This window comes from Burkholderia sp. Bp8984, from assembly GCF_003853755.1.
GTDB lineage: Bacteria > Pseudomonadota > Gammaproteobacteria > Burkholderiales > Burkholderiaceae > Burkholderia.
This window is the reverse complement of record NZ_QTQN01000017.1, coordinates 110,941-136,473: the sequence shown is the minus strand read 5'-3', so window position 1 is coordinate 136,473 and position 25,533 is coordinate 110,941. Positions and strand designations below refer to the sequence as shown.

General features: G+C 69.1%; 23 protein-coding genes. 2 read left to right on the top strand and 21 right to left on the bottom strand.

Annotation, left to right across the window (positions count from 1 at the left end; genetic code table 11):
- Nucleotides 1–12: 12 nt before the first annotated feature.
- The 9 genes from DID98_RS18925 to DID98_RS18885 form a co-directional block, all read right to left on the bottom strand.
- Entirely contained in the window at nt 13–966 is a 954-nt protein-coding gene (locus tag DID98_RS18925; protein ID WP_044848283.1) for an oxygenase MpaB family protein, read from the bottom strand.
- A gap of 24 nt (nt 967–990) precedes the next feature.
- Nucleotides 991–2,058 carry a Holliday junction branch migration DNA helicase RuvB gene (ruvB, locus tag DID98_RS18920; protein ID WP_044848282.1) on the bottom strand — a complete coding sequence of 356 codons (1,068 nt, stop codon included), beginning with the start codon at nt 2,056–2,058 and terminating at the stop codon, nt 991–993.
- 108 nt (nt 2,059–2,166) lie between these two features.
- Nucleotides 2,167–2,748 (bottom strand): Holliday junction branch migration protein RuvA, encoded by a 582-nt coding sequence (gene ruvA / locus DID98_RS18915; protein ID WP_044848281.1) that lies wholly within the window; start codon nt 2,746–2,748, stop codon nt 2,167–2,169.
- Between the two features lie 182 nt (nt 2,749–2,930).
- A complete protein-coding gene (ruvC, locus tag DID98_RS18910; protein ID WP_044848280.1) occupies nt 2,931–3,473 on the bottom strand; it encodes a crossover junction endodeoxyribonuclease RuvC in 543 nt (180 codons plus the stop codon).
- Nucleotides 3,474–3,624: 151 nt separating this feature from the next.
- Nucleotides 3,625–5,190, bottom strand: a complete 1,566-nt coding sequence (gene purH / locus DID98_RS18905; RefSeq protein ID WP_044848279.1) for a bifunctional phosphoribosylaminoimidazolecarboxamide formyltransferase/IMP cyclohydrolase — start codon at nt 5,188–5,190, stop codon at nt 3,625–3,627.
- A 44-nt stretch (nt 5,191–5,234) separates the two neighbouring features.
- Nucleotides 5,235–5,468 carry a Fis family transcriptional regulator gene (locus DID98_RS18900; protein WP_006476892.1) on the bottom strand — a complete coding sequence of 78 codons (234 nt, stop codon included), beginning with the start codon at nt 5,466–5,468 and terminating at the stop codon, nt 5,235–5,237.
- Entirely contained in the window at nt 5,465–6,532 is a 1,068-nt protein-coding gene (gene dusB / locus DID98_RS18895) for a tRNA dihydrouridine synthase DusB (RefSeq protein ID WP_006751898.1), read from the bottom strand. Before dusB ends, DID98_RS18900 begins: the two co-directional genes overlap by 4 nt.
- A gap of 136 nt (nt 6,533–6,668) precedes the next feature.
- Nucleotides 6,669–7,847, bottom strand: a complete 1,179-nt coding sequence (locus DID98_RS18890) for a UbiH/UbiF/VisC/COQ6 family ubiquinone biosynthesis hydroxylase (RefSeq protein WP_124487988.1) — start codon at nt 7,845–7,847, stop codon at nt 6,669–6,671.
- 113 nt (nt 7,848–7,960) lie between these two features.
- On the bottom strand, nt 7,961–9,358 hold the full coding sequence (locus DID98_RS18885; protein WP_124571198.1) for an aminopeptidase P N-terminal domain-containing protein: 1,398 nt from the start codon (nt 9,356–9,358) through the stop codon (nt 7,961–7,963).
- Nucleotides 9,359–9,545: 187 nt separating this feature from the next.
- Between DID98_RS18885 and DID98_RS18880 the strand changes: the two genes are divergently transcribed.
- Complete coding sequence (locus tag DID98_RS18880) at nt 9,546–10,157, top strand: glutathione S-transferase family protein (RefSeq protein WP_044848297.1); 612 nt, start codon at nt 9,546–9,548, stop codon at nt 10,155–10,157.
- A gap of 94 nt (nt 10,158–10,251) precedes the next feature.
- Here the strand turns inward: DID98_RS18880 and DID98_RS18875 are convergent, their stop codons facing one another.
- The 4 genes from DID98_RS18875 to DID98_RS18855 all read right to left on the bottom strand — a co-directional run bounded on the left by DID98_RS18875 (nt 10,252) and on the right by DID98_RS18855 (nt 14,977).
- Complete coding sequence (locus DID98_RS18875; protein WP_044848276.1) at nt 10,252–11,871, bottom strand: FMN-binding glutamate synthase family protein; 1,620 nt, start codon at nt 11,869–11,871, stop codon at nt 10,252–10,254.
- Nucleotides 11,872–12,271: 400 nt separating this feature from the next.
- Complete coding sequence (gene mnmA / locus DID98_RS18865) at nt 12,272–13,441, bottom strand: tRNA 2-thiouridine(34) synthase MnmA (protein ID WP_124487986.1); 1,170 nt, start codon at nt 13,439–13,441, stop codon at nt 12,272–12,274.
- Nucleotides 13,438–13,947, bottom strand: coding sequence for an NUDIX hydrolase (locus DID98_RS18860; RefSeq protein ID WP_124571197.1), 510 nt, complete (start codon nt 13,945–13,947; stop codon nt 13,438–13,440). The genes mnmA and DID98_RS18860 overlap by 4 nt, the downstream gene beginning before the upstream one ends.
- 109 nt (nt 13,948–14,056) lie before the next feature.
- On the bottom strand, nt 14,057–14,977 hold the full coding sequence (locus DID98_RS18855) for a LysR family transcriptional regulator (RefSeq protein ID WP_124571196.1): 921 nt from the start codon (nt 14,975–14,977) through the stop codon (nt 14,057–14,059).
- 80 nt (nt 14,978–15,057) lie between these two features.
- Here DID98_RS18855 and DID98_RS18850 point away from each other — a divergent pair, with 80 nt between their 5' ends.
- On the top strand, nt 15,058–15,981 hold the full coding sequence (locus DID98_RS18850) for a carbon-nitrogen hydrolase family protein (protein WP_124520273.1): 924 nt from the start codon (nt 15,058–15,060) through the stop codon (nt 15,979–15,981).
- A gap of 155 nt (nt 15,982–16,136) precedes the next feature.
- On the opposite strand, the gene DID98_RS18845 is transcribed toward DID98_RS18850, so the two are convergent.
- The 8 genes from DID98_RS18845 to DID98_RS18805 all read right to left on the bottom strand — a co-directional run bounded on the left by DID98_RS18845 (nt 16,137) and on the right by DID98_RS18805 (nt 25,319).
- A complete protein-coding gene (locus DID98_RS18845) occupies nt 16,137–16,823 on the bottom strand; it encodes a YafY family protein (RefSeq protein WP_044848271.1) in 687 nt (228 codons plus the stop codon).
- 73 nt (nt 16,824–16,896) lie between these two features.
- On the bottom strand, nt 16,897–17,307 hold the full coding sequence (locus DID98_RS18840) for a VOC family protein (protein ID WP_044848270.1): 411 nt from the start codon (nt 17,305–17,307) through the stop codon (nt 16,897–16,899).
- Nucleotides 17,308–17,586: 279 nt separating this feature from the next.
- Complete coding sequence (locus tag DID98_RS18835) at nt 17,587–18,885, bottom strand: class I SAM-dependent RNA methyltransferase (protein ID WP_044848269.1); 1,299 nt, start codon at nt 18,883–18,885, stop codon at nt 17,587–17,589.
- A gap of 166 nt (nt 18,886–19,051) precedes the next feature.
- A complete protein-coding gene (locus DID98_RS18830) occupies nt 19,052–21,175 on the bottom strand; it encodes a site-specific recombinase (protein ID WP_124571195.1) in 2,124 nt (707 codons plus the stop codon).
- Between the two features lie 506 nt (nt 21,176–21,681).
- Nucleotides 21,682–22,419: a membrane integrity-associated transporter subunit PqiC gene (locus tag DID98_RS18820; RefSeq protein WP_124571193.1), complete on the bottom strand. Its 738-nt coding sequence runs from the start codon at nt 22,417–22,419 to the stop codon at nt 21,682–21,684.
- Nucleotides 22,419–24,035: an intermembrane transport protein PqiB gene (locus DID98_RS18815; protein WP_044844014.1), complete on the bottom strand. Its 1,617-nt coding sequence runs from the start codon at nt 24,033–24,035 to the stop codon at nt 22,419–22,421. Before DID98_RS18815 ends, DID98_RS18820 begins: the two co-directional genes overlap by 1 nt.
- Nucleotides 24,028–24,657, bottom strand: a complete 630-nt coding sequence (locus tag DID98_RS18810; protein WP_124487981.1) for a paraquat-inducible protein A — start codon at nt 24,655–24,657, stop codon at nt 24,028–24,030. Before DID98_RS18810 ends, DID98_RS18815 begins: the two co-directional genes overlap by 8 nt.
- Nucleotides 24,654–25,319, bottom strand: coding sequence for a paraquat-inducible protein A (locus tag DID98_RS18805; RefSeq protein ID WP_124551333.1), 666 nt, complete (start codon nt 25,317–25,319; stop codon nt 24,654–24,656). Before DID98_RS18805 ends, DID98_RS18810 begins: the two co-directional genes overlap by 4 nt.
- Nucleotides 25,320–25,533: the final 214 nt, after the last annotated feature.

Here is a 25,533-nt window from a genome sequence, read left to right as displayed (position 1 = left end):
AGAAGCAGATCGTCAGGCGGGCGGGGTGCCGTCGGGCGGTGTCGCGGTTGCGCGGCGGCGTGCGCGCTTCGACGCGCCGTTGACGAGCGCCCAGCGCAGCACGGGCGCGACTGCCCGCACACCGGGCCGGACCACCGCGCGTCGCAGCGGCGCGAACGTCGACACGTCGAGCATGCGCTGCGCCCAGGGCGGCAGCAGGTCGATTCCCGCATGCATGATCAGCGACGCGGCTGGCCGCAGCGCGGGCGTTGCGACCGGCACGTTCAACAGGATGTCCATGACCTCGAAGGTGTGCGGCCCGGCTTCGAGTTCGGGCTGCATGCGCGCGAAATAGGCCGCTACCTCGGCGCGTGAACGGGGCACATCCCGGGCGCCGAGCAACTCCGCGATCAATGCCGTTTCCGCGTAGTAGCCGTCCTGCAGCTCGCCCGACAGCGACGGATTCACATAGCGCAAATGCGCGGCGAGGAAGCTCGAAACTTCCGCGACATGCACCCACGTCAGCAACGCCGGATCGTCGGCTCGATACGGCCGGCCGTCGGGCGCAGTGCCCGATATGCGCGCGTGGATCGTTTTCACGCGCTCGATGAGCGCGAGTGCGTCCGCGCGGCTGCCGAACGTCGTGCCCGTGATGAACGTGGCGGTGCGCCGCAAGCGGCCGAGGATGTCGGTGCGAAACGACGAGTGATCCCAGACGCCCGCGAGCGCGAGCGGATGGAGCGCCTGCAGCAGTAGCGCGGCAATGCCGCCCGTCATCATCGACGTGAAATCGGCATGCACGCGCCAGCAGATCGCGTCGGGGCCGAACAGCCCCGGGTCTCCAGGCGGCGACGAGAGATCGATCGACGGACCGCCGCCGCCCGTCGTCAGGTGCGTGATGCCGGCCACGAGCCGCTTGCGGATCGGTTCGACCCAGCGCGGGCCCGGTGTGGGCGGGGCGGGGTGCGGGCTGGGCGGCGTGGTCATGGCGAGCTTGGCGCGGGCAGCGGGTTACTTCCCGTCGGCGGTATCCCACATCCCGCGTTCGGGGTTGCCGGCGTCGGGCGCGGAGAGCCCGAAGTGGCGGTACGTGAGCAGCGTCGCGACGCGCCCGCGCGGCGTGCGCTGCAGGAAGCCCTGCTGGATCAGGTACGGTTCGAGTACGTCCTCGATCGTGTCGCGCTCCTCGCCGATCGCAGCCGCGAGGTTGTCGATGCCGACCGGGCCGCCGTCGAACTTGTGCAGGATCGCCTCGAGCAGCTTGCGGTCCATCAGGTCGAAGCCGACCGGGTCGACGTCGAGCATCGCGAGTGCGGCGTCGGCGACGGCCGCGGTGATCTGGCCGTCGGCCTTCACTTCCGCATAGTCGCGCACGCGGCGCAGCAGCCGGTTCGCGATCCGCGGCGTGCCGCGCGAGCGCTTCGCGATCTCCAGCGCGCCGTTCGGATCGATCTGCGCGTTCAGCAGCGACGCCGAGCGCCGCACGATGCGCGACAATTGCTCGGCATCGTAGAACTCGAGGCGCGCGACGATCCCGAAGCGATCGCGCAGCGGGTTGGTCAGCATCCCCGCGCGCGTGGTCGCGCCGACCAGCGTGAACGGCTGCAGGTCGAGCTTCACGCTGCGCGCGGCCGGTCCTTCGCCGATCATGATGTCGATCTGGTAATCCTCGAGCGCCGGATACAGGATTTCCTCGACGACCGGCGACAGCCGGTGGATCTCGTCGATGAACAGCACGTCGTTCGCTTCGAGGTTGGTCAGCAGCGCGGCGAGATCGCCCGCGCGTTCGAGCACGGGGCCCGACGTCTGGCGCAGGTTTACGCCCATCTCGCGCGCGATGATGTGCGCGAGGGTGGTCTTGCCGAGGCCGGGCGGCCCGAACAGCAGCACGTGGTCGAGCGGCTCGGCGCGGCGCTTCGCGGCCTCGATGAAGATCTCAAGCTGGCCGCGCACCTTTTCCTGGCCGACGTAGTCGTCGAGCTGGCGCGGCCGCAGCGCGCGTTCGAACACCTCCTCGTGCGACGAGGCGGGCGTGGCGGCGATGATCCGCTCGGCGGCGAGTTTGTCGGTTTCAATCATGCGGCCATTGTACCGCGCGCCGTCGCGCGGCCGAACTGGCCGAACGGCCGACTGGCGCGTGCCGCGCGACGGCGCGACACTGGCTCCGACAGCCGGCTCGGGCGGCCGTTACACCTTCGACAGTGCCTTGAGCGCGAGTTTGATGCCTTCGGACACGCCGGTGCCGGCCGGCACGTTCTTGATCGCGGCGAGGCCTTCCTTTTCCGAATAGCCGAGCGCGAGCAGCGCGTTGAGGATGTCGGTCGCGTGGTCGGACTGGGACGCGGCGCCGGCGAGTGCGCCGAGGTCCGCGCCGAGCTTGCCCTTCAGCTCGAGCAGCAGGCGCTCGGCGGTCTTCTTGCCGATGCCGGGCAGGCGCGTGAGGCGCGCGGCGTCCTGCATCGTCACCGCCTGCGCGAGCTCCTGCACGCTCATGCCGGACAGCACGGCCAGCGCCATGCGCGCGCCGATGCCGGTGATCTTCAGCAGTTCGCGGAAGGTCGTGCGCTCCTGCGGCGTCAGGAAGCCGTACAGCAGGTGCGCGTCCTCGCGCACGATCTGCTGCGTGAGCAGCACGACGCGCTCGCCCGTTTGCGGCAGGTTGTAGAAGGTGCTCATCGGCACGTCGATTTCGTAACCGACGCCGTTGCAGTCGACGAGCAGGTGAGGCGGATTCTTTTCGAGCAGGATGCCGGCGATGCGACCGATCATGGATGGCGGGATGCGAGGAAGAAAGCGCGAGTGTAGCGCAGGTGCGGCGCGATGCCGATGGGTTGGCCGTCAGGTCGGGGCGCCGCGCGACGCGGGGCGATCAGGCAGGCAGGGCGGTGGCAGGCGCAATGCGCGCGACGCGGGTAGCCGCGCGCCGCGCCGAGGGGACGCGTGCCGTCGCGTCAGCCGACGAGCCGTCCGCGCCGCACGCGCAGCCCCCTTTTCGCGAGCGCCGGCGCGAGGCCGCCGATCGTGCCGAGCGTATTGCCGCTGTGCGCGTGGCAGATCGCCATCCCGAGCGCGTCGGCTGCGTCGCTGCCAGGCTGGCCGGTCAGGTTGAGCAGTCTCGTGACCATCTCCTGCATCTGCGACTTGGTCGCGCGGCCGTAACCGACGACCGCCTGCTTCAGTTGCAGCGCGGTGTATTCCGCCACCGGCAGGCCGCCGGAGACGAGCCCGCAGATCGCGGCACCGCGCGCCTGGCCGAGCAGCAGCGTCGACTGCGGGTTCACGTTCACGAACACCTGTTCGATCGCGGCCTGGTCGGGCGCGTGTTCGCGCACGAGCGTCGATACGCCCTGGAAGATCGTGCCGAGCCGGGTAGCCAGGTCAGCCGTAGGCGTGCGGATCACGCCGCTTGCGACATAGGCGAGCCGGTGGCCGCTGACGTCGATGACGCCGAAGCCGGTGACGCGCAGGCCGGGGTCGATGCCGAGAATTCGCATGAGTGAGGAGAAAAACCTGATGCCGCGATACTACAACGAATGGTGCGCGGGGCCGGCCGCGTGGCTGCGTGCGCCGGCGCCGCGCAATAAAAAACCCGGCGGGTATGATGCCGCCGGGTTTTCGTGCGGCGGCCGCGCGGGCCGCGTGCGATCAGTGACGGAAGTGGCGCACGCCCGTCAGGATCATTGCGATGCCGTGCTCGTCGGCCGCCGCGATCACTTCGTCGTCGCGCATCGAGCCGCCCGGCTGGATCACGCAGGTCGCGCCTGCCGCCACGACGACGTCGAGACCGTCGCGGAACGGGAAGAACGCATCCGACGCGACGGCCGAACCGGCCAGCGTGAGGCCCGCGTTCTGCGCCTTGATGCTCGCGATGCGTGCCGAATCGACGCGGCTCATCTGGCCTGCGCCGACGCCGAGCGTCATGCCGTTGCCGCAGAACACGATCGCGTTCGACTTCACGTACTTCGCGACGCGCCATGCGAACAGCAGGTCGTCCATTTCCTTCGCGGTCGGTTGACGCTTCGTGACGACGCGCAGCTCGCTCGGCTGCACGTTCTTCGAATCGAGCGACTGCACGAGCAGGCCGCCGCCCACGCGCTTCAGGTCGAACGCGTTATGGCCGTCGCCGAGCGCGATTTCGAGCAGGCGCACGTTCTGCTTCGCGGCGAACACCTGCTTCGCGGCGTCCGTGAACGACGGCGCGATCAGCACTTCGACGAACTGCTTGGCCACCGCCTGCGCGGCCGTCTCGTCGACTTCGCGGTTGAACGCGATGATGCCGCCGAACGCCGACGTCGGGTCGGTCTGGAATGCCTTCGCGTACGCGTCGGCCGAATCGTTGCCGACCGCGACGCCGCACGGGTTCGCGTGCTTGATGATCACGCAGGCCGGCGCGTCGAACGTCTTCACGCATTCCCACGCCGCGTCCGAATCCGCGATGTTGTTGTACGACAGTTCCTTGCCCTGCAGCTGGCGGTAGTTCGCCAGTGCGCCGGCCGGCGCCGCGAGGTCGCGGTAGAACGCCGCGCTCTGGTGCGGGTTCTCGCCGTAGCGCAGGTCCTGCACCTTGTCGAACGCCATGTTCAGCGTGGCCGGGTATGCGCTGCGCGATGCGTGCTGCAGCTCGTCGGTCAGGCTCGTCAGGTAATTCGTGATCGCGCCGTCGTATTGCGCGGTGTGCGCGAACACCTTGGTCGCGAGGCGGAAGTTGGTCGCATAGCCGATCGCGTTGCCGTTCGCCTTCATTTCGTCGAGCACGACCGCGTAGTCGGCCGGGTCGACGACGACCGTCACGTCGCGGTGGTTCTTCGCGGCCGAGCGCAGCATCGTCGGGCCGCCGATGTCGATGTTCTCGATCGCGTCGGCGAGCGTGCAGTCGTCCTTCGCGATCGTCGCGACGAACGGGTACAGGTTCACGACCAGCAGGTCGATCGTCGGGATGCCGTGCTGCTCCAGCGCCTGCATGTGCTCGGGCAGGTCGCGGCGGGCGAGGATGCCGCCGTGCACCTTCGGGTGGAGCGTCTTCACGCGCCCATCGAGCATTTCCGGGAAGCCCGTGTAGTCAGCGACTTCGGTCACGGGCAGGCCCGCGTCGGCGAGGAGTTTCGCGGTGCCGCCGGTCGACAGGAGTTTGACGCCGAGGTCGGACAGCGACTTCGCGAAGTCGACGATGCCGGTCTTGTCGGAAACGGAAATGAGCGCTTGCTTGATCATGATGGAACCACCAATAGCCAGGGAAACGGGGACGGGACGGCCGCCTACAGCAGGCCGTGCTGCTGCAGCTTCTTGCGCAGCGTATTGCGATTGATGCCGAGGTACTCCGCGGCGAGCGACTGGTTGCCGCCGGCCTGTACGAGCACGACCTCGAGCATCGGCTTTTCGACGCAGGACATCACCATTTCATAGACGTCGTGCGGATTGGAGCCGTCTAGATCCCGGAAATACACGTCCAGGCTCTCGCGGACACATTGTTCGATGTTGTGCTTGCTCATGCTGCTAACTGGTTATGGTCGTCCGACTCGCCCTGGCCGTTTTCCTCTTCGTCATCGACGTAGACGAGGTGGTCCGACAGCGCCTTTTGCGCCTCGAAGAATGCATTGACGGCGGCGAGTTGCTCGCGGGTGGAATCGAGCGTGTTCATCCTGTGCCGGAACCCGTTGGCACCGGAAAGGCCGCGAGTGTACCAGCCGATGTGCTTGCGCGCAGTACGGACGCCCGTGAATTCACCATAGAACGCGTAGTGGTCTTCCAGGTGTTCGTTCATCACGTGCTGGATCTCGTCGATCCGCGGCGGGGGCAGCAGCTCGCCGGTTTGCAGGAAATGATCGATTTCACGGAACAGCCACGGCCGGCCTTGCGCGGCGCGGCCGATCATCAGTGCGTCGGCGCCGGTGGCGTCGAGCACGGCCTTTGCTTTTGCCGGCGACGTGATGTCGCCGTTCGCGACGACCGGGATGCGCACGGCCGCCTTCACGGCCGCGATGGTGTCGTATTCCGCGTCGCCGCGGTAGAGGTCGGCGCGCGTGCGGCCGTGCACGGTCAGCATCGAGATGCCGGCCGCCTCGGCGAGGCGCGCGACCGTGATCGCGTTCTTGTGCTCGCGATCCCAGCCGGTGCGGATCTTCAGCGTGACGGGCACCGCATCCGGCCCCGTGCCGACCGCCGCGACGACGGCCTCGACGATCCGCTGCACGAGCGGCTCGTTCTGCAGCAGCGCGGAGCCGGCCGCGACGTTGCAGACCTTCTTCGCCGGGCAACCCATGTTGATGTCGATGATCTGCGCGCCGTTGTCGACGTTGTAGCGGGCCGCTTCGGCCATCATCGCCGGATCGGCGCCGGCGATCTGCACCGCGATCGGCTCGACCTCGCCTTCGTGGTTCGCCCGTCGCATCGTCTTCGCGCTCTTCCACAGCTGCGCATTGGACGCGACCATCTCGGACACGGCGTACCCGGCCCCCAGCCGCTTGCACAGCTGGCGGAACGGACGATCCGTCACGCCGGCCATCGGGGCGACGAACAGGTTGTTACGCAATACGTGAGAGCCGATAACGGGCATCGCAATGGCACCGCCCGCGAGCGCCGGGCGTCGCGGGCAAAAAAGGGCAGAGGGAAAACAGCTATTTTACCGTATTCCCATGCCCCGCCGATTTGACCCGGTTTGCGCGGCCTGACCGCGCGCAACGCGCGGCGTGTCAGTTGCGCTGGCCGAACATCATCTGGCGTGCGATCGCCTTCTTGAGCGGCGGCACGAATTCGAGCGCGGTGAGCGCCGCGCCGCGCAGCAGCGGAAGAGGGCCGGCGTCGACGGTAAACAGGCGCGCGAGCGTGTCCGTCGCGCCGATCGTGAAGCGCCGGTCGAGCGCGCGCCGTGCGTTGAAGGTGGCAAGCGCGGTCGCTTCGAAGCCCTGCGTGGACAGCGCGTCGACGAGCGTGTGCGCATCGCGCAGCCCGAGGTTCAGCCCCTGGCCGGCGACCGGATGCAGCGTTTGCGCGGCGTTGCCGACGATCGCGATGCGCCCGTTGACGAGCGTCTGTGCCGCGTTCAATCCGAGCGGGAACGATGCGCGCCCCGCGATCGCGACGAATCGGCCCATCCGCTCGCCGAATGCAGCGCCGAGTTCGCGCAGGAACGCGTCGTCGGGAAGGGCGGCGCGGCGGGCCGCCTCGTCGGGCGTGCAGCACCACACGAGCGAATAATCGGCACCGCCAAGCGGCAGCAGCGCGAGCGGGCCTTCGTGCGTGAAGCGCTCCCAGGCGACGTTCGGGCGCGGCGCCGAGACGGTGACCGTGCCGACGATCGCGGTCTGGCCATAGTCGCGGCGATGCTTGCCGGTATCGGCCTGCTGTTCGTGGAACAGCCCGCCTTCGGCGTTGATGACGATGCGCGCGCGCAGCGTGCGCTCGCCTTGCGGGCCGTCGAGCGTCAGCGTGACGCCGTCGGCGTCCTGTTGCGGCGTGCGTGCGGTGGTCGACGTGAGCCAGTCGACGCGCGTGCCGCGCACGGCCTGCGCGAGCGCCTGCACGATCGAGCCGTAGCGCACGACGTAGCCGAGCGCGGCGAGGTCGTGCTCGTCGCGGTCGATCAGCGTGCGGCCGAAATGGCCGCGCTGCGACACGTGGATGTGTTCGATCGGCGTTGCGTCGGCCGGCCATCCGAGCGTGTCGAGCAGCACGCGGCTGCCGTGCGACACGGCGATCGCGCGCGGGTCGTTCGCGCTCGCGGCCGGCTCGCGCGCGTCGATCAGCGCGATCGACGCGTGCTGCGTCGCGCTGCGTCGGGCGAGCCAGCCGGCGAGCGCGAGCCCGACGGGGCCCGCGCCGACGATGGCGAGGTCATGGTCCGGCGTGGCCGGGGAGGAAGCGGTCGTCATCAGTGTTCGTGAAACGGGGTAACGGTCAACTGCGGGTCAACGGCAGGTCAACGGCAGATCAACACCGGGCCAACGGCGGCCCGGCATCGGCGCGTTGGCAACCTGCGGCACGCTCACGCGCCGTGCGCCGCGCCCGCACGCATCAGCGCCTCGATCTCGTCGGCCGCCACCGGCACGTCGCGCGTGATCAGCTCGCAACCGTGCTCGCGCACGATCGCGTCGTCCTCGATGCGGATGCCGATGTTCCAGTATTCGGACGGCACGTCGTCGGCGGCGCGCACGTACAGGCCCGGCTCGACGGTGAGCGTCATGCCGGCTTTCAGCGTGCGCCACGGCAGCGCGCCGTTGGCGTCGCGCGCGGCGAGCCGCTCGCGGTAGTCGCCGCAATCGTGCACGTCCATGCCGATCCAGTGGCCGGTGCGGTGCATGTAGAAGCGTGCGTACGCGCGCTCGGCGAGCACGTCGTCGACGCTCGAGAAGCGCGTCTTCGGGATGATGCCCGTATCGAACAGCCCTTGCGCCAGCACCCGCACGGCCGCGTCGTGCGGCGCCTCGAACGGCACGCCCGCGCGCGTCGCGTCGATCGCGGCCTGCTGCGCGGCGAGCACGATGTCGTACAGCGTGCGCTGCGCGGGCGAGAAGCGCCCGTTGGCCGGGAACGTGCGCGTGATGTCCGACGCGTAGCCGTCGAGTTCGCACGCGGCATCGATCAGGATCAGGTCGCCGTCCCGCGCGGCCGCGTTGCCGGCCGGGTAATGCAGCACGCACGCGTTCGCGCCGGCCGCGACGATCGAGCCGTACGCGGGCGCCTGCGCGCCATGCTTGCGGAACGTGTACAGCAGCTCGGCCTCGAGTTCGTACTCGCGGATCCCCGGGCGGCACACCTGCATCGCGCGACGGTGCGCGAGCGCGGAGATGTGTGCGGCGCGCATCATGATCGCGAGTTCGTGTTCGTCCTTCACGAGCCGCATGTCGTCGAGCAGGGGCGTGAGGTCGAGCAGCGCGTCCGGTGCGGCGACGCCGCTGCGCGCCTGCGCGCGCACCGCATCGATCCAGCCGGCGAGCTGGCGGTCGAACTCGGCCGACGCGCCGAACCGGTAGTGCACGGTGCCCGCATCGGCGAGCAGGCGCGGCATTTCGGTGTCGATCACGTCGACCGCGTAGGCCGCGTCGAAGCCGAACGCATCGCGCGCGGCCTCGGGCCCGTAATGGAAACCTTCCCAGATCTCGCGGTCGGCATTCTTCGCGCGGCAGAACAGGATCGATTCCGGCGCGCCGTGCGACCCGGCCGCGTTCAGCACGAGCACGGCGTCCGGCTCGGTGAAGCCCGTCAGGTAGTGGAAGTAGCTGTCATGCCGGTACGGAAAGGCCGTATCGCGGTTGCGCAGCATTTCCGGCGCGGTGGGAACGATGGCGACGCCGCCGCCGGCGGCGCGCAGTGTGGCAAGCACGCGTTCACGGCGCTGGCGGTAGACGTCGACGGCGATGGCGGTATCGAGGGGCGCATTCATCGTGCGATTGTAGCGCCGTCGGACGCGGCGCGTGAGAGACACGGCCGCAAGCCGCGCCGGACGGGGCTCGGCGGCGGCTGTTGCAAACCATCCACAGGCCGGACGGGCGATTTTCTATCGGGCCGCGCCGGCCGGTTATGATCGGCGACAACGTATACTCTCGGCAGTTCCCTTGAAAAGGCAGATGATGAAATTAATCGGTTCGCTCAGCAGCCCGTACGTCCGCAAGGCGCGGATCGTGCTTGCTGAAAAGAAGATCGACTACAAGCTGGAGCTCGAGAACGTATGGGCGCCGGAGACGGACATTCATGCATCGAATCCGCTCGGCAAGGTCCCGTGTCTCGTGATGGAGGATGGTGCCGCGGTGTTCGATTCCCGCGTGATCTGCGAATACGTCGACACGCTGTCGCCGGTCGGCAAGCTGATTCCGCCGTCGGGACGCGAGCGGCTCGAAGTGCGGTGCTGGGAAGCGCTGGGCGACGGCGTGCTCGACGCGGCCGTGGCGATCCGTCTCGAACACACGCTGCGCGACGAAGCGCAGCGCAGCGCGAGCTGGATCGCGCGCCAGCAGCGCAAGATCGACGACGCGCTCGTCGCGATGTCGCAGGGCCTCGGCGGCAAGACGTGGTGCGTCGGTAATCATTACACGCTCGCCGACATCGCACTCGGCTGCGCGCTCGGCTACCTCGACTTCCGGATGTCCGAACTCAACTGGCGCGACCGCCATCCGAATCTCGACAAGCATTTCGTGAAGCTGTCGCAGCGGCAGACGTTCGTCGACACGCTGCCGCAAGGCTGACCTGCCGCCGCCCGCGGATCGGGCAGACAAGAGAAAAGCGCCCCGCGGGGCGCTTTTCTCTTTGGCGAGCTGCCCGGCGGCGGGCGCTCGCGCGTTACTCGATCGACGTGTAAACGGTTTCGCCGAGCACGAACGAATCGCTGCGCGCGATCGGCCACCACTTGTCGTACAGCGTATAGCCGCAGGTCTGGCCGTCGAGCAGCGCGCCGGGCTTCAGGTACTTCAGCAGCTGCGACATCAGCCGCACCTCGTGCGGCGCGACGCGCTGCACGATGTGATGCGCGCGCAGCTCGGACGGATGGCCGAGGCCGGCCGCCTGCACGAGTTCCTGCAGTGCGTGCAGCGTATTGCGGTGGAAGTTGAACACGCGCTCGGCCTTGTCGGGCACGACGAGGGCGCGCTGGCGCACCGGGTCCTGCGTGGCGACGCCGGTCGGGCAGCGGTCGGTGTGGCAGTGCTGCGCCTGGATGCAGCCGACCGCGAACATGAAGCCGCGTGCCGAGTTCACCCAGTCCGCGCCGATCGCGAGCGTGCGTGCGATGTCGAACGCGCTGATGATCTTGCCGCTCGCGCCGATCTTCACGCGATCGCGCACGCCGATCCCGACGAGCGTGTTGTGCACCAGCAGCAGGCCCTCCTGCAGCGGCACGCCGACATGGTCGGTGAATTCGAGCGGCGCCGCGCCGGTGCCGCCTTCCGCGCCGTCGACGACGATGAAGTCGGGCACGATGCCCGTCTCGAGCATCGCCTTCGCGATCCCGAAGAATTCCCACGGATGGCCGATGCACAGCTTGAAGCCGGTCGGCTTGCCGCCCGACAGCGTGCGCAGCCGTTCGACGAATTCGAGCAGCCCGCGCGGCGTCGAGAATTGCGAGTGCGTCGCGGGCGAGATGCAGTCCTTGCCCATCGGCACGCCGCGCGTCTCGGCGATCTCGGGCGTGATCTTCGCGGCCGGCAGCACGCCGCCGTGGCCCGGCTTCGCGCCTTGCGACAGCTTGATCTCGATCATCTTGACCTGCGGATCGGCGGCCTGCTTCGCGAACTTGTCCGGGTTGAACGTGCCGTCCTCATTGCGGCAGCCGAAGTAGCCGGACGCGATTTCCCAGATGATGTCGCCGCCGTTTTCGCGATGGTACTTCGACAGCGAGCCTTCGCCGGTGTCGTGCGCGAACCCGCCTTTCTTCGCGCCGAGGTTCAGCGAGCGGATCGCGTTCGCGGACAACGAGCCGAAGCTCATCGCCGAGATGTTGAAGATCGAGATGTCGTACGGCTGCGCGCGGTTCGCGCCGACCCGGATGCGGAAGTCGTGGTTCGGCAGCTTCGTCGGCGCGAGCGAGTGGCTGATCCATTCGTGCGCGACGGACTTCACGTTCAGTTCGGTGCCGTACGGGCGGTTGTCGGCGACGTTCTTCGCGCGCTGGTAGACGAGGCTGCGCTGCGCGCGCGAGAACGGTTTCTCGTCGGTGTCGTCCTCGACGAAGTACTGGCGGATTTCAGGCCGGATGAACTCGAACAGGAAGCGGAAATGGCCCCAGAGCGGGTAGTTGCGCAGGATCGCGTGACGGTCCTGGTTCAGGTCGTACAGGCCGACGGCGACGAGGGCGACGGGGATGATGATCCACAGCCAGGAAAGCACGTGGATCGACGCGAGCGCGGCCGCGGCAACGAGCAGCAGGACGGCACACCACATCGCGAGGTAGCGTCTGGAAAGCATGGGGACTCCTAGGGTCTATTCATGTATGGAACGCGCATGCGAATGCCCGAAAGCGCGCGCAGGGCAAGGAGCGAGGAGCGCCGTTTGGCCGAGCCAAACAAGTGACGAGCGATGCCGCCATGCGGGCGATTTCGGGCATTCCCGTGACATGAATTTCTTAATTTGGGGTTGCCACGAGAACGGCCGCTCGCCGCGTTGCGCTCCTTGCGAATACGTCAGTATTCGCGGCGTCGCGCGCCTCGCGAGCGGCCGTTCTCGTGGCAACGCATGTGCGTTCCATACATGAATAGACCCTGCATCTTGAAATGCCGCCATGCGTACGCTGCGCGGCGGCGCACCGGCCGCGGCGGAATCGTGTTCCGCCGGGCGCGGCGTGCCGCAAGTCTAAACCGAATGGATGTCAGCGTGCTTCGGCGAGCGCACCCGCGCGGGCTGCCGCCGGTGCCGGCGCCGTCTGGCCGGGCTGGCCGGTGGCCGCGAACTCGATGATGCCGCCGCCGAGGCAGATCTCGCCGTCGTACAGCACGGCCGACTGGCCGGGCGTGACCGCCCATTGCGCGTCGTCGAAGGCGAGCGAGAAGCGGGCTTCGCCGGCCGGGCCGGGTGCGGCGGCGCCGAACGCGCATGCCGCATCGGCCTGCCGGTAGCGCGTCTTCGCGCCGCACGCGAAGCCGTCGGCCGGCGGTTCGCCCGCGACCCAGCTCACGTTGCCGGCGACGAGCTCGCGCGACAGCAGCCACGGATGGTCGTGGCCCTGCACGACGTACAGCGTGTTCGACGCGATGTCCTTCGCCGCGACGAACCACGGCTCGCCGCTGCCGCTCTTGCTGCCGCCGAGGCCGATGCCCTTGCGCTGGCCGAACGTGTAGAACGCGAGGCCGATGTGCTCGCCGACCACCTTGCCGTCCGGCGTCTTCATCGGGCCGGGTTTCGTCGGAAGATAGCGGTTCAGGAAGTCGCGGAACGGCCGTTCGCCGATGAAGCAGATGCCGGTCGAGTCCTTCTTCTTCGCGTTCGGCAGGCCGATCTGCGCGGCGATCTCGCGCACCTTCGTCTTCGGGATCTCGCCGAGCGGGAACATCGTCTTCGACAGTTGCGCCTGGTTCAGCCGGTGCAGGAAGTACGACTGGTCTTTCGTATGATCGAATGCCTTCAGTAGTTCGAAGCGGCCGTCGCGCTCGCGCACGCGCGCGTAGTGGCCGGTCGCGATCATTTCCGCGTCGAGCGACATCGCGTGGTCGAGGAACGCCTTGAACTTGATCTCGGCGTTGCACAGCACGTCGGGGTTCGGCGTGCGGCCGGCCGAATATTCGCGCAGGAATTCGGCGAACACGCGGTCCTTGTATTCGGCCGCGAAGTTCACGGCTTCCACGTCGATGCCGATCAGGTCGGCCACCGACACCACGTCGATCCAGTCCTGGCGCGTCGAGCAGTATTCGCCGTCGTCGTCGTCTTCCCAGTTCTTCATGAACAGGCCGACCACGTCGTATCCCTGTTCCTTCAGCAGCCACGCGGTCACCGACGAATCGACGCCGCCCGACATGCCCACTACTACACGGCGCTTGCTCATTTGTTTACCGCCTGACGGTCGAATGCGTCCGGGCGCGGCGCGACCGAATGCGTGTGCACGAAATCGAGCGGAATGCGCCGCCCGGCCAGATAGTCGTCGACGCAGCGCATCACCGCGGGCGAGCGGTGACGCTCGCTGCACGCGCGCAGTTCGCCGGCGCTCATCCACAGCGTGCGGACGATGCCGTCGTCGAGCACGTGGCCCGGCAGCGGCTCGCCGGCCGTGCCGCAGAACGTGAAGCGCAGGTAGGTCGCGCCGGCGCTGCCGGGGCGGTCGTAGTGCGCGAGATAGACGCCGACGAGCGCATCGGGGACGAACGGATGCGCGGTTTCCTCGAGCGTCTCGCGGATCACGGCGTCGGCGAGCGTCTCGCCGGCCTCGAGATGGCCGGCCGGCTGGTTGATGCGCAGGCCCGTCGAGGTTTCTTCCTCGATCACGAGAAAGCGACCGGCGCGCTCGACGAGCGCCGCGACGGTCACATGCGGGGTCCAGATTTCGGGTTTCATGGATCGGCATTTTACCGGTTGCGCCCGGACGCTGCCGGCCATTACGTTAGACGAATCCGACCCCGTGCTCTCGCCCTCGCCTCGCCGGTGCACGCCGCATCGCGCCCTTTTATGGCGCGACGATCGTCGCGACGCAGGCGGCCATCGTGTCCCGCACGCGCACGATTGCCGGGTCGCGCTGCGTGCTCGTGCGCCAGCCGATTTCCACCGGGTAGCGCGGCAGTTCGACCGGGCACGCGAGCGCACGCAGCGACGTCGACTGCGCGATCGCGCGGGCCGCGTGCGCCGGTATCGTCGCCACCGCGTCGGAGCCGGCGAGCAGGTACGGCAGCGCCGCGAAATGCGTGGTCGACGCCGCCACGCGCCGCTTGTGGCCGAGCGCGGCCAGCGCCTCGTCGACGATCCCGATCACGCCGCCCGACGACACGAGCAGGTGATCGCGCCGCAGGAAATCGGCGAGCGCGAGCGTGCGCGGCGCGCGCGCCCGGCCGGCCGGATCGATCAGGCATGCGTAGCCGCCCGTCGCGACCGCGCGCCGGCTGAGCCCGTTCGCCGAGAACCCGCCCGACGCGATCGCGAGATCGACGCCGTGCCGCAGCAGCGCGTCGCCCGCGATGCCGCTGTGGGTCTGCCGGAAGATCAGCCGGATGCCCGCGGCTTCCCGCGCGACCGCGTCGATCAGCGCGCGGCCGAGCGCGATCTCGAAGTCGTCCGACAGCCCGATCGAGATCGTGCGGCCGACCCGCTCGCCGCCGTCGGCCGCGATCGCGAGGCTCGCGCGGCAGCGATCGAGCGCGTCGGACAGGATCGGCTTGAGCTCGTCCGCGCGCGGCGTCGGCGCGAGCCCGCGGCCGGTGCGCACGAACAGCGGGTCGGCGTAGATCACGCGCAGCCGCGCGAGCGCCGCGCTGACGGCCGACTGCGTGAGGCCGAGCCGCAGCGCCGCGCGGCTCGCGCCGCCTTCCTCGTACAGCGCCTCGAACACCTTCAGCAGGTTCAGGTCGAGCCCGGCGATATCATCCGTATTCATGTCAGTTATCGTCGTATCGATTTGATCGATGAAATGATATCGATAAAGATGGCGTCACCCCATTCACCGGAGACGTCGTCATGTCCACCTCAGTCATCGCCGCGCTGCAGATCGGCGCATCGCCCGCCGGCACGCGCGCCACGCTCGACACGATCCTCGGCTACGAAACCGCGATCCGCGACAGCGGCGCGTCGCTCGTCGTGCTGCCCGAAGCCGTGCTCGGCGGCTATCCGAAAGGCGAGATCTTCGGCACGCGGCTCGGCTACCGGCTGCCCGAGGGCCGCGACGCGTATGCGCGCTACGCCGCGCAGGCGATCGACGTGCCGGGCCCCGAAACCGACGAACTGGCCGCGCTCTCGCAGCGCACGGGCGCGAGCCTCGTGGTCGGTGTGATCGAGCGCGGCGGCAGCACGCTGTACTGCACGGCGCTGTTCTTCGATCCGCGCGACGGGCTCGTCGCGAAGCACCGCAAGCTGATGCCGACCGGCACCGAACGGCTGATCTGGGGGCAGGGCGACGGCTCGACGCTGCCGGTGGTCGACACGGCCGCGGGCCGCGCGGGCGCCGTGATCTGCTGGGAGAACCACATGCCGCTGCTGCGCTGCGCGATGTATGCGAAAGGCTTGCAGATCTGGTGCGCGCCGACCGTCGACGAGCGCGACCTGTGGCAAAGCTCGATGCGGCACATCGCGCACGAGGGACGCTGCTTCGTCGTGAGCGCCTGCCAGGTGCAGCCGTCGCCGCGCGCGCTCGGCATCGACGTGCCGGGCTGGGATCCGGAGCGGCCGCTGATCCGCGGCGGCAGCGTGATCGTCGGGCCGCTCGGCGACCTGCTGACCGAGCCGCTGATCGGCGAGACCGGGCTCGTGACCGCGCGTATCGATACCGACGAACTCGTGCGCGCGCGTTACGACTTCGATGTGGTCGGGCACTATGCGCGCCCGGACGTGTTTTCGCTGCACGTCGACGAGCGGCCGAAGCGGTCGGTGGTGTTCGGCGAGTGACGGGTGCGACCGGGGCGCGGACGCCCCGGCGTGCGAATGGCGGCGAGGTGGCCTGACAGTCGGGCGGCCGGACAGCCAGACAGACCGCCGGACAACCAGGTAGCCGAACCGCCGAACCGCGGCGCGGCATTCAGCGGGCGGCGGCTCTCCCCGCCTCAGCGCATCGGCGCTTCCGCGATCCGCATGTAGTCGGCGATCCGCCGGCCTTCCATGTCCGGAAACTGCTCGTGCACGGAGATATCACCCATCCGCGCGATGTCGAAGGTGCGGAAGTCGTCGCGCAGCTCGCACCATGCGCCGATCGTCCAGCGTCCGCCCCAGTAGACGAGCCCGAGCGGCCACACGCGGCGCTTCGTGTGCGCGCCGAGCCGGTCGCGGTAGTCGAAGCTGACGACGTGATGCGTGTCGACCGCCTGGTGGATCGCGTCGACCTTCGCGCAGAACGTCTCGTCGATGTGGAACGACGGCGCGAACACCGGCAGGCGATCGAGCGCGGTGCGCTTGTCGGCCGGCATCGCCGACGCGATCTTCGCGAGCGCCGAACGCGCGCCGCCCGCGAAGCGCGCGCCGCCCCAGGTCTCGAGCATGCGCGCGCCGGCCGCGAGCGCCGCGAGCTCCTCGGCCGTGAACGTGAGCGGCGGCAGGCTGGCGTTGCGGTTCAGCCGGTAGCCGATGCCGGCTTCGCCTTCGATCGGCACGCCCGACAGCTGCAGGTCGCGCACGTCGCGATAGACCGTGCGCGGCGACACCGACAGCCAGTCGGCGAGCTGCTGCGCGGTCGTGAGACGCCGCCCGCGCAGCAGCTCGGCGATCTGGAACAGGCGGTCGGCACGGCGCGTCATGGCTGCACCTCGACTCCAACGGCTACGGGGACTTCGCGATGATAGCGCCGCGCCGGCCGGAGGGTGGACGCACTCAGTGGCATTTCGGCGCGTGCAGGCCGACGCGGTTGCCTTCGGTGTCGATCAGGTAGCCGATGTAGCCGTAGTTGTTCGGCAACTCGACGACCGAACCCTGCACGACGCCGCCCGCGCGCTTCGCGCGTTCGAGTGCCGCGACGACCGACTCGCCGGCGTTCAGGTAGACGAGCACGCCGTTCGCGCTCGGCTTCATCTGCTGCGGATCGAACACGATGCTGCCGCCCGTGCTCGACGCTTCGTGATCGAACATGGCCATCGGCACGCCGCCGATGACTTCGCGCTGCAGCGTCGTCTGCAGCACGGTTTCGTAGAAACGGATCGCCCGGTCGAAATCGAGGGACGGGATGTCGAACCACGCGATCGCGCGTTCCAGGGTTGCGGTGTCGGTTGCAGTTGCGGACGTCATGACGAGCTCCGTGTTGTTCGGGTTCTTGATGGAAACCAGCCTTGCATTGCGCCGGGATTGCAGTGTGACCGGGGGCTGCTGACAGCGTGCTGTCAGTAGTCGTGGCGACGCTGACAAATGACGCTGACAAACGGCGGCTTCGCTCCCGCAACGACCGCGCGGAACCTCGGCGGCGCGCGTGGCGCCGCTCGCCTGGGTGCGGCGGAAAGAAAAATGCCCGGCCGATTGGCCGGGCATCGTCAGGGTGTCAGCAGGCGGCCGCAGCCGCCGCGTCGCGTATCAGGCGTCGCCTTCCGGCGTGGCCGGGCGTGCCTTCACGCTGCCGGCGATCAGGTCGAAGCGGAACAGCCGGCATTCGAGCGCGCCGTTGAACAGCGGCGTCTTCGCCGATTCGCGCAGGCGCAGCTGGCCCGGCAGCGAGCGGTCCGACGTCAGCAGGAACGCCTGCCAGCCGGTGAAGCGCTGCTTGAGCGCATCGCCGAGCGCGTTGAAGAACTCGCTGTCCGGCGCGTCGGTGTGCGTGCGGCGGAATGCGTCGTCGTTGCCGCGGTTGCGGCCCGTCTCGCGCACCTCGCCGCGCGCGCTGCGGCCGCGCACCTCGATCCGCTCGCCGTACGGCGGGTTCGCGAGGATGATGCCCGGGCCGTCGCACGGCGGCGTCATGCCGCGCGCATCGACCTGCTTGAGCCACACCGACGGCACGCCCGCGCGCTCGAGGTTCGCGCGCGCCTTCTCGAGCATGTCGCCCGAGATGTCGCTGCCGTACACGCCGAGCGAATCGCGCTTGCCGCGCGCCGCGCGTTTCGCGTCGAGCGCCGCGACCTTCAGGCCCTGCCATGCGGTGATGTCGTACTGCTTTAGCTTCTCGAAGCCGAAGCGGCGCTCGACGCCCGGCGCGACGCCGAGTGCGATCTGCGCGGCTTCCGCGAGGAACGTGCCGCTGCCGCACATCGGGTCGTACAGCGCGGTGCCGGGCGTCCAGCCCGTCAGGCGCAGGATGCCGGCCGCGAGGTTCTCGCGCAGCGGCGCCGCGCCCTTGTCGAGGCGCCAGCCGCGCTTGAACAGCGGCTCGCCCGACGTATCGAGGTACAGCGTGCACTCGGTGGCCGTCAGGAACGCGAACACGCGCACGTCCGGCGCGCCGGTGTCGATGCTCGGGCGCGAACCGGTCTTGTCGCGCATCCGGTCGCAGATCGCGTCCTTCACGCGCAGCGTCGCGAACTCGAGGCTCTTCAGCGGCGACTTGATCGCGGTGATGTCGACGCGCAGCGTCTGCGTCGACGCGAACCAGCGTTCCCACGGCTGCTCGAGCGCGAGCGCGTAGACGTCCTGTTCGTTGCGGTACGGGCGGTGCGCGATCTTCAGCAGGATCCGGCTCGCGATTCGCGAATGGAGGTTCGCGGCCATGCCGGCGGCCCAGCCGCCGCGGAAATGGACGCCGCCCGGCACCTGCGCGCCCGCGGTGAACGGCGCGCCGTCCAGATGGCGGCCGGCGATTTCGGCCAGCTCGGCGGCAAGCGCCGCTTCGAGGCCGCGCGGGCAGGGAGCGAAGAATTCGTACAGGGTGGGCGAGGACATAAGGCGGGTGAGGACGTGCAAAAGTCCACTATTGTACGCGGCGCGGGCGCCCGGGGCCGGCGTTGCGTCGGATTCGGGACGCCGGCGCGGGTCGGCCGGCCGTGACGGGCGGCCCGCCGGGCCGCGCGGCGGCGCCCGCCCGGGCGGGCGCGCCGCCGTCGAACGCTCAGTGCGAGCCCGGCTGGCCGGCGCGCGCGGCCGTTCCGCCGGCCGGCCAGAACAGCGCGGACGGCTTCGCGAGCACCGTGCGGACGATCGCGCCGACCAGCGCGCGCACCTTGGTGCGGCGCAGGCTGCGCGAGCGCACGGCCATCGTGAACGCGAGCGCGAAGCTCACGAGCACGTTGAGGATCGCCATGCTCAGCACGCCGGCGCCGGCCCACCAGAGTTCGGGCGTGCTCAGCGCGCCCTTGCCGAGCACGCCGAGCGCGATTCCGATCGAGCCGGCCGACAGCGTCACGTGCCGCACCTCGAACGGGAACAGGAACACGGTGACGATCGCGGGGATCAGGCCGAGCATCAGGCCGAGGCCGACGTTGGCGACCACGCCCGCGACGTTCGAGCGGCAGAAGTGCGCGAGTTTCGCGGCGCCCGACGCGCCGAGCGTGAGCCGCAGCCGGCGGTTGTACGTGAGCGCGTCGCCGACCCGGTGCAGCACGAACCAGTTGTCGGCCCAGCCCGCGAGCAGGCTCGACGCCCACAGCAGCACGCCCGTGAGCGCCGCATAGAACGGGGTCGGGCCCAGCAGCGAGAACGAATGCAGCGTCGCATGCGCCTTTTCCGGCGAGATCAGGTTCGCGTGCAGCAGGTTGCCCGCGAACAGCTGCACGAGCAGACAGACGGGCAGCACGACGAGCACGTTGCCGGAGATCGCCGCGGCCTGTGTGCGGATCAGCGCGATCACCGACGCGACGAACGCCTTCACGCCTTCCTCGTGACCGGTGTCGTCGAGCTCGCGCGCGAGCGTCGGCGCGGTCATCGCGGGCTGCTTGGTCGCGAGCGTGAAGTGCAGGAAGTGCATCAGCATGAAGCTGGCCGCGTAGTTGACGCCCGCGAGCAGCCCTTCGAGCATCGACTGCAGGTGCGCGCCCGTGATCGCGAACTTCACGCACACGGTCACGACGGTGACGAGCCCGCCGCCCGCGGCCATCCGCAGCATCTTCAGGTACTCGGCGCGGCCGCGCGAGATGTAGTGCTCGCCGGTGTCCGCGTTGGTCTCGACGAGCTTGCGCGCGAACAGCGAGAAGTTGCTGCGCACGAGGTGCGACACGCTCTGGCTGTTCTGGTTCGCGTCGACGAGCTCGGCCGTCAGGCGCGCCATCCCGCGCAGGTCGTCGCGTGCCATCCACGCGTTGAGCAGCAGTTCCGCGCGCAGGATGCGCATGCGCATCCGTTCGACCTGGAACACGATGTCGACCGACACGCCGTTGCGGTACAGGTGCGCGAACACGTCGTCGACCGCGATCCGGCATTCGTCGAGCAGCACGCGCAGGTAATTCACCTCGTGCAGCAGCTTGCTCGGGTCGCCGCCGTCCTCGACGGCCGCGTGGGCGGTCTCGACCGCGAGCATCGCACGCGTGAGGCGGTAGAACGGCTGCGTTTCGAGCGGCTTGCGCGCGTCGTCGTCGGACAGGCGGCTGCGCACCGTCTGCGACAGGCCGGTCGAGCTGATCTGGCAGGTCAGGTTGTGCAGCGCGGCCAGCAGGTCGCGCGAGAACGAGCCGGGCTCGTGGCGTTCTTCGTCGGTGACGTCGAACGAGATCAGCTCGGCGAGGCGGGCAAGCAGGTCGTCGGGCAGCGCGTCGATCCATTGCGCGTCTTCCGGCGTCGGGAACATCAGCGTGAACAGCGCCGTCAGCTCACGGCGGTTCGGCGCCGGCGGGATCAGCGACGAGTCGATGCGCTCGAACAGCGCGCCGAAGAAACCGGAATGCACGGGCATCCCCGCGTCGCACAGCAGCGAGATGCCGTCGCATTCGCGCAGGATCCCGCGCAGGATGCGCGCCGCGTGCGATTTCCATGCCGGGTTGCGGTCGAGCACGTGGAACAGGTAGCGCAGCCGCGCGTGCGCCGGATACGCGCGTGCGTCGGCATCGCGTGCGGCCGGCGTGTCGTGCGCGGCCTGCATCGCGCCGTTGCGGCGCAGCCAGTGCGCGAGCTCGATCAGCCATTCGCTGCGCTCGGCGTACGGCGCGTCCGCGTCGGCATGCGCGAGCAGCGCATCGAGCTGGTGGCCCGCATTGCGCGACGCGCGCCACTTCTTGATCAGGGTCGTCAGGGAATGAAACATAAACGGAATAGCGATAGCCCTGGACGGGCGGGTTCGGGATGCCGGCCGGGAACACACGGCGCGGCGCCGGCGAGAACGGTGAAGCTGGTCGGGATGCCGGACGATGCGCGGCGACCCGCGATGCGGCTGCCCCGATACGGTGCACGCGAACACGCGTGCGAGCCCCGGGAGACGCGGCGGCCGGGCCGGCCACAACGGGCGGATCGCCGCCGGCTGGCGCGCGCGACAGGCGGCACGCGCCGGAAAGTGCGTAGGATCGTCAATCGGGCGCGAAAACGCAAGCCGACCGCATTGCATGGCGCCGGTTCCGGCGGATTTTGACAAACACTGCAAAGCGGCCGTCCGGCCGATGGATGCCGTGCTGCGTCGGCCGTGGCGACGAGGGCGGCGGGTTCGCGTGCGCGGCGGCGCGCGCACGCGGATCGATGCCGACGAGGACTATCGGGCAGCGCGTGCCGAATCCGGTCGCAGGCGCGCAGGCACCGGACGCCGGCCGCGCGCCGCGCTTACGCGCCGGACTTGACGCTCGCGCTCGCGTCGCCGCCGGGCGTCGGATTGGCCGGGCAGGGCATGACGGGCGCGGCGGCCACTGCCTTGCCGGACGCGGTCGTCGACGGGGTCGAGGCAGCCGTCGAGCCGCGCCGCGCGGCGAGCGCGCGCACGCCGGACGCGGCCTGCGATGCAATCACGTCGAGCGCGCGCCGGTGACCGGCGACGAGCGCGTCGTAGCCGTCGGCGACCGGTTCCGCGACGCTCGTGCGGCAGGTCATCAGTGCCTGCGTGCCGACCGCGCGCACGCTCCACACCGCATCGATCGCCGCACGCTTGCCGGGCCACGACTCGAAGCGCTGCACGTTCACGCTGATCCGATAGACGGGCACGCCGGCCGGATACGCGGAATTCGCGACGTCGATCGTGCCGAGCTGTGCGGCGAGGTCGTCGGACAGCGCGCGGCGAATCTCGTCGGCGGGCGGCGCGGCCCAGCGTTCCTGCTCGAGCACGTCGACCTGCGCGGCGTTCTTCTGCACGACGAGCTGGTTCTTCGCGACCTGTTCGGGCACGCCGACGGACGGCACCTCGATCAGGAACGGCGGGTTGGCGGGTGCGGTGCGCACGGGCGCCGCGGCGTCGGCCGGGCTCAGCGTATAGAACCGCGCGGGCGGCGAGCTGCACGCGGCGAGCGCGAGTGCGGCGAACACTGCCGCCGCGCCGCTCGCGAGGACGTTCACGCGTGTCGTCGTCATTATCGATCTCCTGATTTGCCCTTGAGCAGCGATTCGGGATGGCGCTCCAGATAGTCGGCGAGCGCGTTCAGCGATTGCAGCGTGCGCGTGAGTTCCTTCAGCGCACCGCGCACGTCGGACTGCAGCGGCGAATCCTGCTGCAGCGTCACCTCGGCGGTCGAGAAGGTCTGCCGCGCGGCCGACAGCGTGTCGCGCGCTTCCGGCGCGACCTGCGTGTCGAGCTGCTTGAACAGCTTGTCGGCATTCGACAGCGCGCTGTTCAGGTTCGCGCCGATCTGGTCGAACGGCACCTTGTCGAGCTTCTTCGCGATGTCGGCAACCTGCAGCTGCAGTTCGTCGAGCGTGTTCGGCACGGTCGGCAGCTCGAGCGGCTGGCGCGCTGTATCGATCTTCACGGCCGGCGCCTTCGGGAAGAAGTCGAGCGCGACGTACAGCTGGCTCGTCAGCAGGTTGCCCGTGCGCAGCTGGCCGCGCAGCCCGTGCTGGACCAGGCGCTCGACGATCTCGCGGCGGGCCGGTTCGCCCTTGCTTTCGATCGTTTCGCGGAAGCGCGGTCCGAGCCGCTCCGGATACACGTTCATCGTCACCGGCATCAGGAAGTTCTTGGTCTTCGGATCGAAGTCGATGCCGATGTTCGTGACTTCGCCGAGCACGATGCCGCGGAAGTCGACCGGCGCGCCCACCGCGAGCCCGCGCAGCGACTGGTTGAAGTTCATCACGACCTGCAGCGGCTGGCCGTCCGGATCGCGCATCGCGTCGGCCTCGTCGGAGCCGAGGCGGAAGGTCGTGTTGTTCGGCGCCGTCGCGCCGCTGTCCTGGTTCGGCGGCGTCTGGAACGCGATGCCGCCGAGGATCACCGTCGCGAGCGACTGCGTGTTCAGCTTCAGGCCGCTCGAATCGAGCCGCAGGTCGACGCCGCTCGCCTGCCACCAGCGCGAGTTCACGCCGACGTACTGGTTGTACGGCGCATTGACGAACACGTTGAACGTGACGCCGGTGCCGTCCTTGTCGAGCGAGAAGCCGACCACCTGGCCGACCTGCACGCGGCGGTAGTAGACGGGCGAGCCGATGTCGACCGAGCCGAGCGAATCGCCGCGCAGCACGTACTGCGTGCCCTTCTGGTCGCCGGTCACGGGCGGCGGCGTCTCGAGGCCGGTGAAGTCGGTCTGCGTGTCCTGCCCGTGGCCGGCATCGACGCCGATGTACGCGCCCGACAGCAGTGTGCCGAGCCCCGACACGCCCGTCGCGCCGATGCGCGGACGCACGATCCAGAAGCGCGAGCCCTTGATCGCGAAGTCCTCGGCTTCCTTCTTCAGCTGCACCTGCACCAGCACGCGCGACAGGTCTTTCGACAGCTTGATCGTCTTGACCGTGCCGATCTCGACGTCCTTGTACCTGACCTGCGTCTTGCCCGGCTCGAGCCCTTCCGCGCTGTGGAAGCTGATCGAGATTTCCGGGCCGCGCTCGCGCACGGACTTGATCACGAGGCCGATGCCGATCAGCGCGGCGATCAGCGGCACGAGCCAGACGAGCGACGGCAGCCAGCCGCTTTTCGTCGAGATCGCGGGATCGGGCGGCCGGGACGCATCGTGCTGCGGGCCTTGCGGACTATTCATGGTGTTTCCCTGAGGTTTCGACTGGATCCCAGATCAGGCGGGGATCGAACTGCATCGACGCGAGCATCGTCAGGATCACGACCGAGCCGAACGCGAGCGCGCCGGGGCCGGCCGTGATGACGGCGAGCGAACGGAAATGGACGAGCGCGACGGTGAGCGTCACGACGAAGATGTCGAGCATCGACCAGCGGCCGATCCGCTCGACGATCCGGAACAGGCGCGTGCGCTGCAGCGGCCGCCACGTGGCGCGCCGCTGCGCGCTGGTGACGAGGATCGTCAGCACGCCGAGCTTGAGCATCGGCACGAGGATGCTGGCGACGAACACGACGACCGCGAGCGGCCAGTCGCCGGACGTCCAGAAATAGATGACGCCGCTCATGATCGTGTCTTCCTGCGAGCCGACGATCGACGACGTGTGCAGGATCGGCAGCAGGTTCGCCGGGATATAGAGGATCGCGGCCGCGATCAGCAGCGCCCAGGTACGCATGATGCTGTTCGGCTTGCGGATGTGCAGCGCGCTGCCGCAGCGCGCGCAATGCGCGTGCGGATGGTCGATCGTCTGCACGAGCCCGCATGCGTGGCAGCTGGCATAGCCCTCGCGGGCGGCGGTCGGCGTCGTCATCGGCGGGGGGCTTCCGGTCGCGGCGGGGTGTTGTCGGGCCGCACGGGCGAGCGCCCGGCGCGCAGGTCGTCGGCCATGTCCCACAGCGTGCGCGGATCGAACATCAGCACGACGGCGGTCATCAGCGTGAGTGCGGCGAACGCGAACAGCGCCGCGTCGGGCACGACGCGCGCGAGGCTCACCATCTTCACGATCGTCACGAGGATCCCGAGCATGAACACCTCGATCATCCCCCACGGCCGCACGAACTGGATCATGCGCAGCACGAAGTTCAGGCCCGGCGGCACGACGCCACGCCGGATCGGCAGCAGCACGTAAAGCAGCGCGGCCATCTCGACGAGCGGGAACAGCACGGTCGAACAGAACACCATCACGCCGACGATCTCCATGTCCTGATGCCACAGCGCGTCGATCGCGCCGATCAGCGTCGTCTGCACGCGGGTGCCGTTCAGGTCCATTTCGAGGATCGGGAATCCCTGCGCGATGATGAACGTGACGAGCGCCGCGACCGCCAGCGCGCTGATTCGCTCGATCTGCGTGGTGCTGTCGCGATAGAGCAGCGCGTCGCAGCGCGGGCAGCGTGCGATTTCGCGGCGCGCGAGGTGCGGTTTATGCAACAGTGCGTCGCATTCGTGGCAGGCAATCAGGTCGTGTCGTTGCATGGGAAAAGCGGTTGTTCGACGGGCGGGAGACGCGTCGACGGGGCCGGAACCCGCGCCAATCTTACCAAAACGGCTTTTTCGACGTGTCAACGCCCGGTTGCCGCGTGACCGGTCGGTAACATGGCGTAAACCTGGCAGCCGGCTGGCGCGCGTGTCCTCAGAGTCCGCGCGTGGCAAAAGGTTGCGGTAGCATGGCGGCCTTGACAAGCGTCGG

What these genes read in the sequence shown, in the direction of transcription:
- DID98_RS18925 (WP_044848283.1), bottom strand. Translation starts at nt 966, where the DNA reads ATGACCACGCCGCCCAGCCCGCACCCCGCCCCGCCCACACCGGGCCCG.
- ruvB (WP_044848282.1), bottom strand. Translation starts at nt 2,058, where the DNA reads ATGATTGAAACCGACAAACTCGCCGCCGAGCGGATCATCGCCGCCACG.
- ruvA (WP_044848281.1), bottom strand. Translation starts at nt 2,748, where the DNA reads ATGATCGGTCGCATCGCCGGCATCCTGCTCGAAAAGAATCCGCCTCAC.
- ruvC (WP_044848280.1), bottom strand. Translation starts at nt 3,473, where the DNA reads ATGCGAATTCTCGGCATCGACCCCGGCCTGCGCGTCACCGGCTTCGGC.
- purH (WP_044848279.1), bottom strand. Translation starts at nt 5,190, where the DNA reads ATGATCAAGCAAGCGCTCATTTCCGTTTCCGACAAGACCGGCATCGTC.
- DID98_RS18900 (WP_006476892.1), bottom strand. Translation starts at nt 5,468, where the DNA reads ATGAGCAAGCACAACATCGAACAATGTGTCCGCGAGAGCCTGGACGTG.
- dusB (WP_006751898.1), bottom strand. Translation starts at nt 6,532, where the DNA reads ATGCCCGTTATCGGCTCTCACGTATTGCGTAACAACCTGTTCGTCGCC.
- DID98_RS18890 (WP_124487988.1), bottom strand. Translation starts at nt 7,847, where the DNA reads ATGACGACCGCTTCCTCCCCGGCCACGCCGGACCATGACCTCGCCATC.
- DID98_RS18885 (WP_124571198.1), bottom strand. Translation starts at nt 9,358, where the DNA reads ATGAATGCGCCCCTCGATACCGCCATCGCCGTCGACGTCTACCGCCAG.
- DID98_RS18880 (WP_044848297.1), top strand. Translation starts at nt 9,546, where the DNA reads ATGAAATTAATCGGTTCGCTCAGCAGCCCGTACGTCCGCAAGGCGCGG.
- DID98_RS18875 (WP_044848276.1), bottom strand. Translation starts at nt 11,871, where the DNA reads ATGCTTTCCAGACGCTACCTCGCGATGTGGTGTGCCGTCCTGCTGCTC.
- mnmA (WP_124487986.1), bottom strand. Translation starts at nt 13,441, where the DNA reads ATGAGCAAGCGCCGTGTAGTAGTGGGCATGTCGGGCGGCGTCGATTCG.
- DID98_RS18860 (WP_124571197.1), bottom strand. Translation starts at nt 13,947, where the DNA reads ATGAAACCCGAAATCTGGACCCCGCATGTGACCGTCGCGGCGCTCGTC.
- DID98_RS18855 (WP_124571196.1), bottom strand. Translation starts at nt 14,977, where the DNA reads ATGAATACGGATGATATCGCCGGGCTCGACCTGAACCTGCTGAAGGTG.
- DID98_RS18850 (WP_124520273.1), top strand. Translation starts at nt 15,058, where the DNA reads ATGTCCACCTCAGTCATCGCCGCGCTGCAGATCGGCGCATCGCCCGCC.
- DID98_RS18845 (WP_044848271.1), bottom strand. Translation starts at nt 16,823, where the DNA reads ATGACGCGCCGTGCCGACCGCCTGTTCCAGATCGCCGAGCTGCTGCGC.
- DID98_RS18840 (WP_044848270.1), bottom strand. Translation starts at nt 17,307, where the DNA reads ATGACGTCCGCAACTGCAACCGACACCGCAACCCTGGAACGCGCGATC.
- DID98_RS18835 (WP_044848269.1), bottom strand. Translation starts at nt 18,885, where the DNA reads ATGTCCTCGCCCACCCTGTACGAATTCTTCGCTCCCTGCCCGCGCGGC.
- DID98_RS18830 (WP_124571195.1), bottom strand. Translation starts at nt 21,175, where the DNA reads ATGTTTCATTCCCTGACGACCCTGATCAAGAAGTGGCGCGCGTCGCGC.
- DID98_RS18820 (WP_124571193.1), bottom strand. Translation starts at nt 22,419, where the DNA reads ATGACGACGACACGCGTGAACGTCCTCGCGAGCGGCGCGGCGGCAGTG.
- DID98_RS18815 (WP_044844014.1), bottom strand. Translation starts at nt 24,035, where the DNA reads ATGAATAGTCCGCAAGGCCCGCAGCACGATGCGTCCCGGCCGCCCGAT.
- DID98_RS18810 (WP_124487981.1), bottom strand. Translation starts at nt 24,657, where the DNA reads ATGACGACGCCGACCGCCGCCCGCGAGGGCTATGCCAGCTGCCACGCA.
- DID98_RS18805 (WP_124551333.1), bottom strand. Translation starts at nt 25,319, where the DNA reads ATGCAACGACACGACCTGATTGCCTGCCACGAATGCGACGCACTGTTG.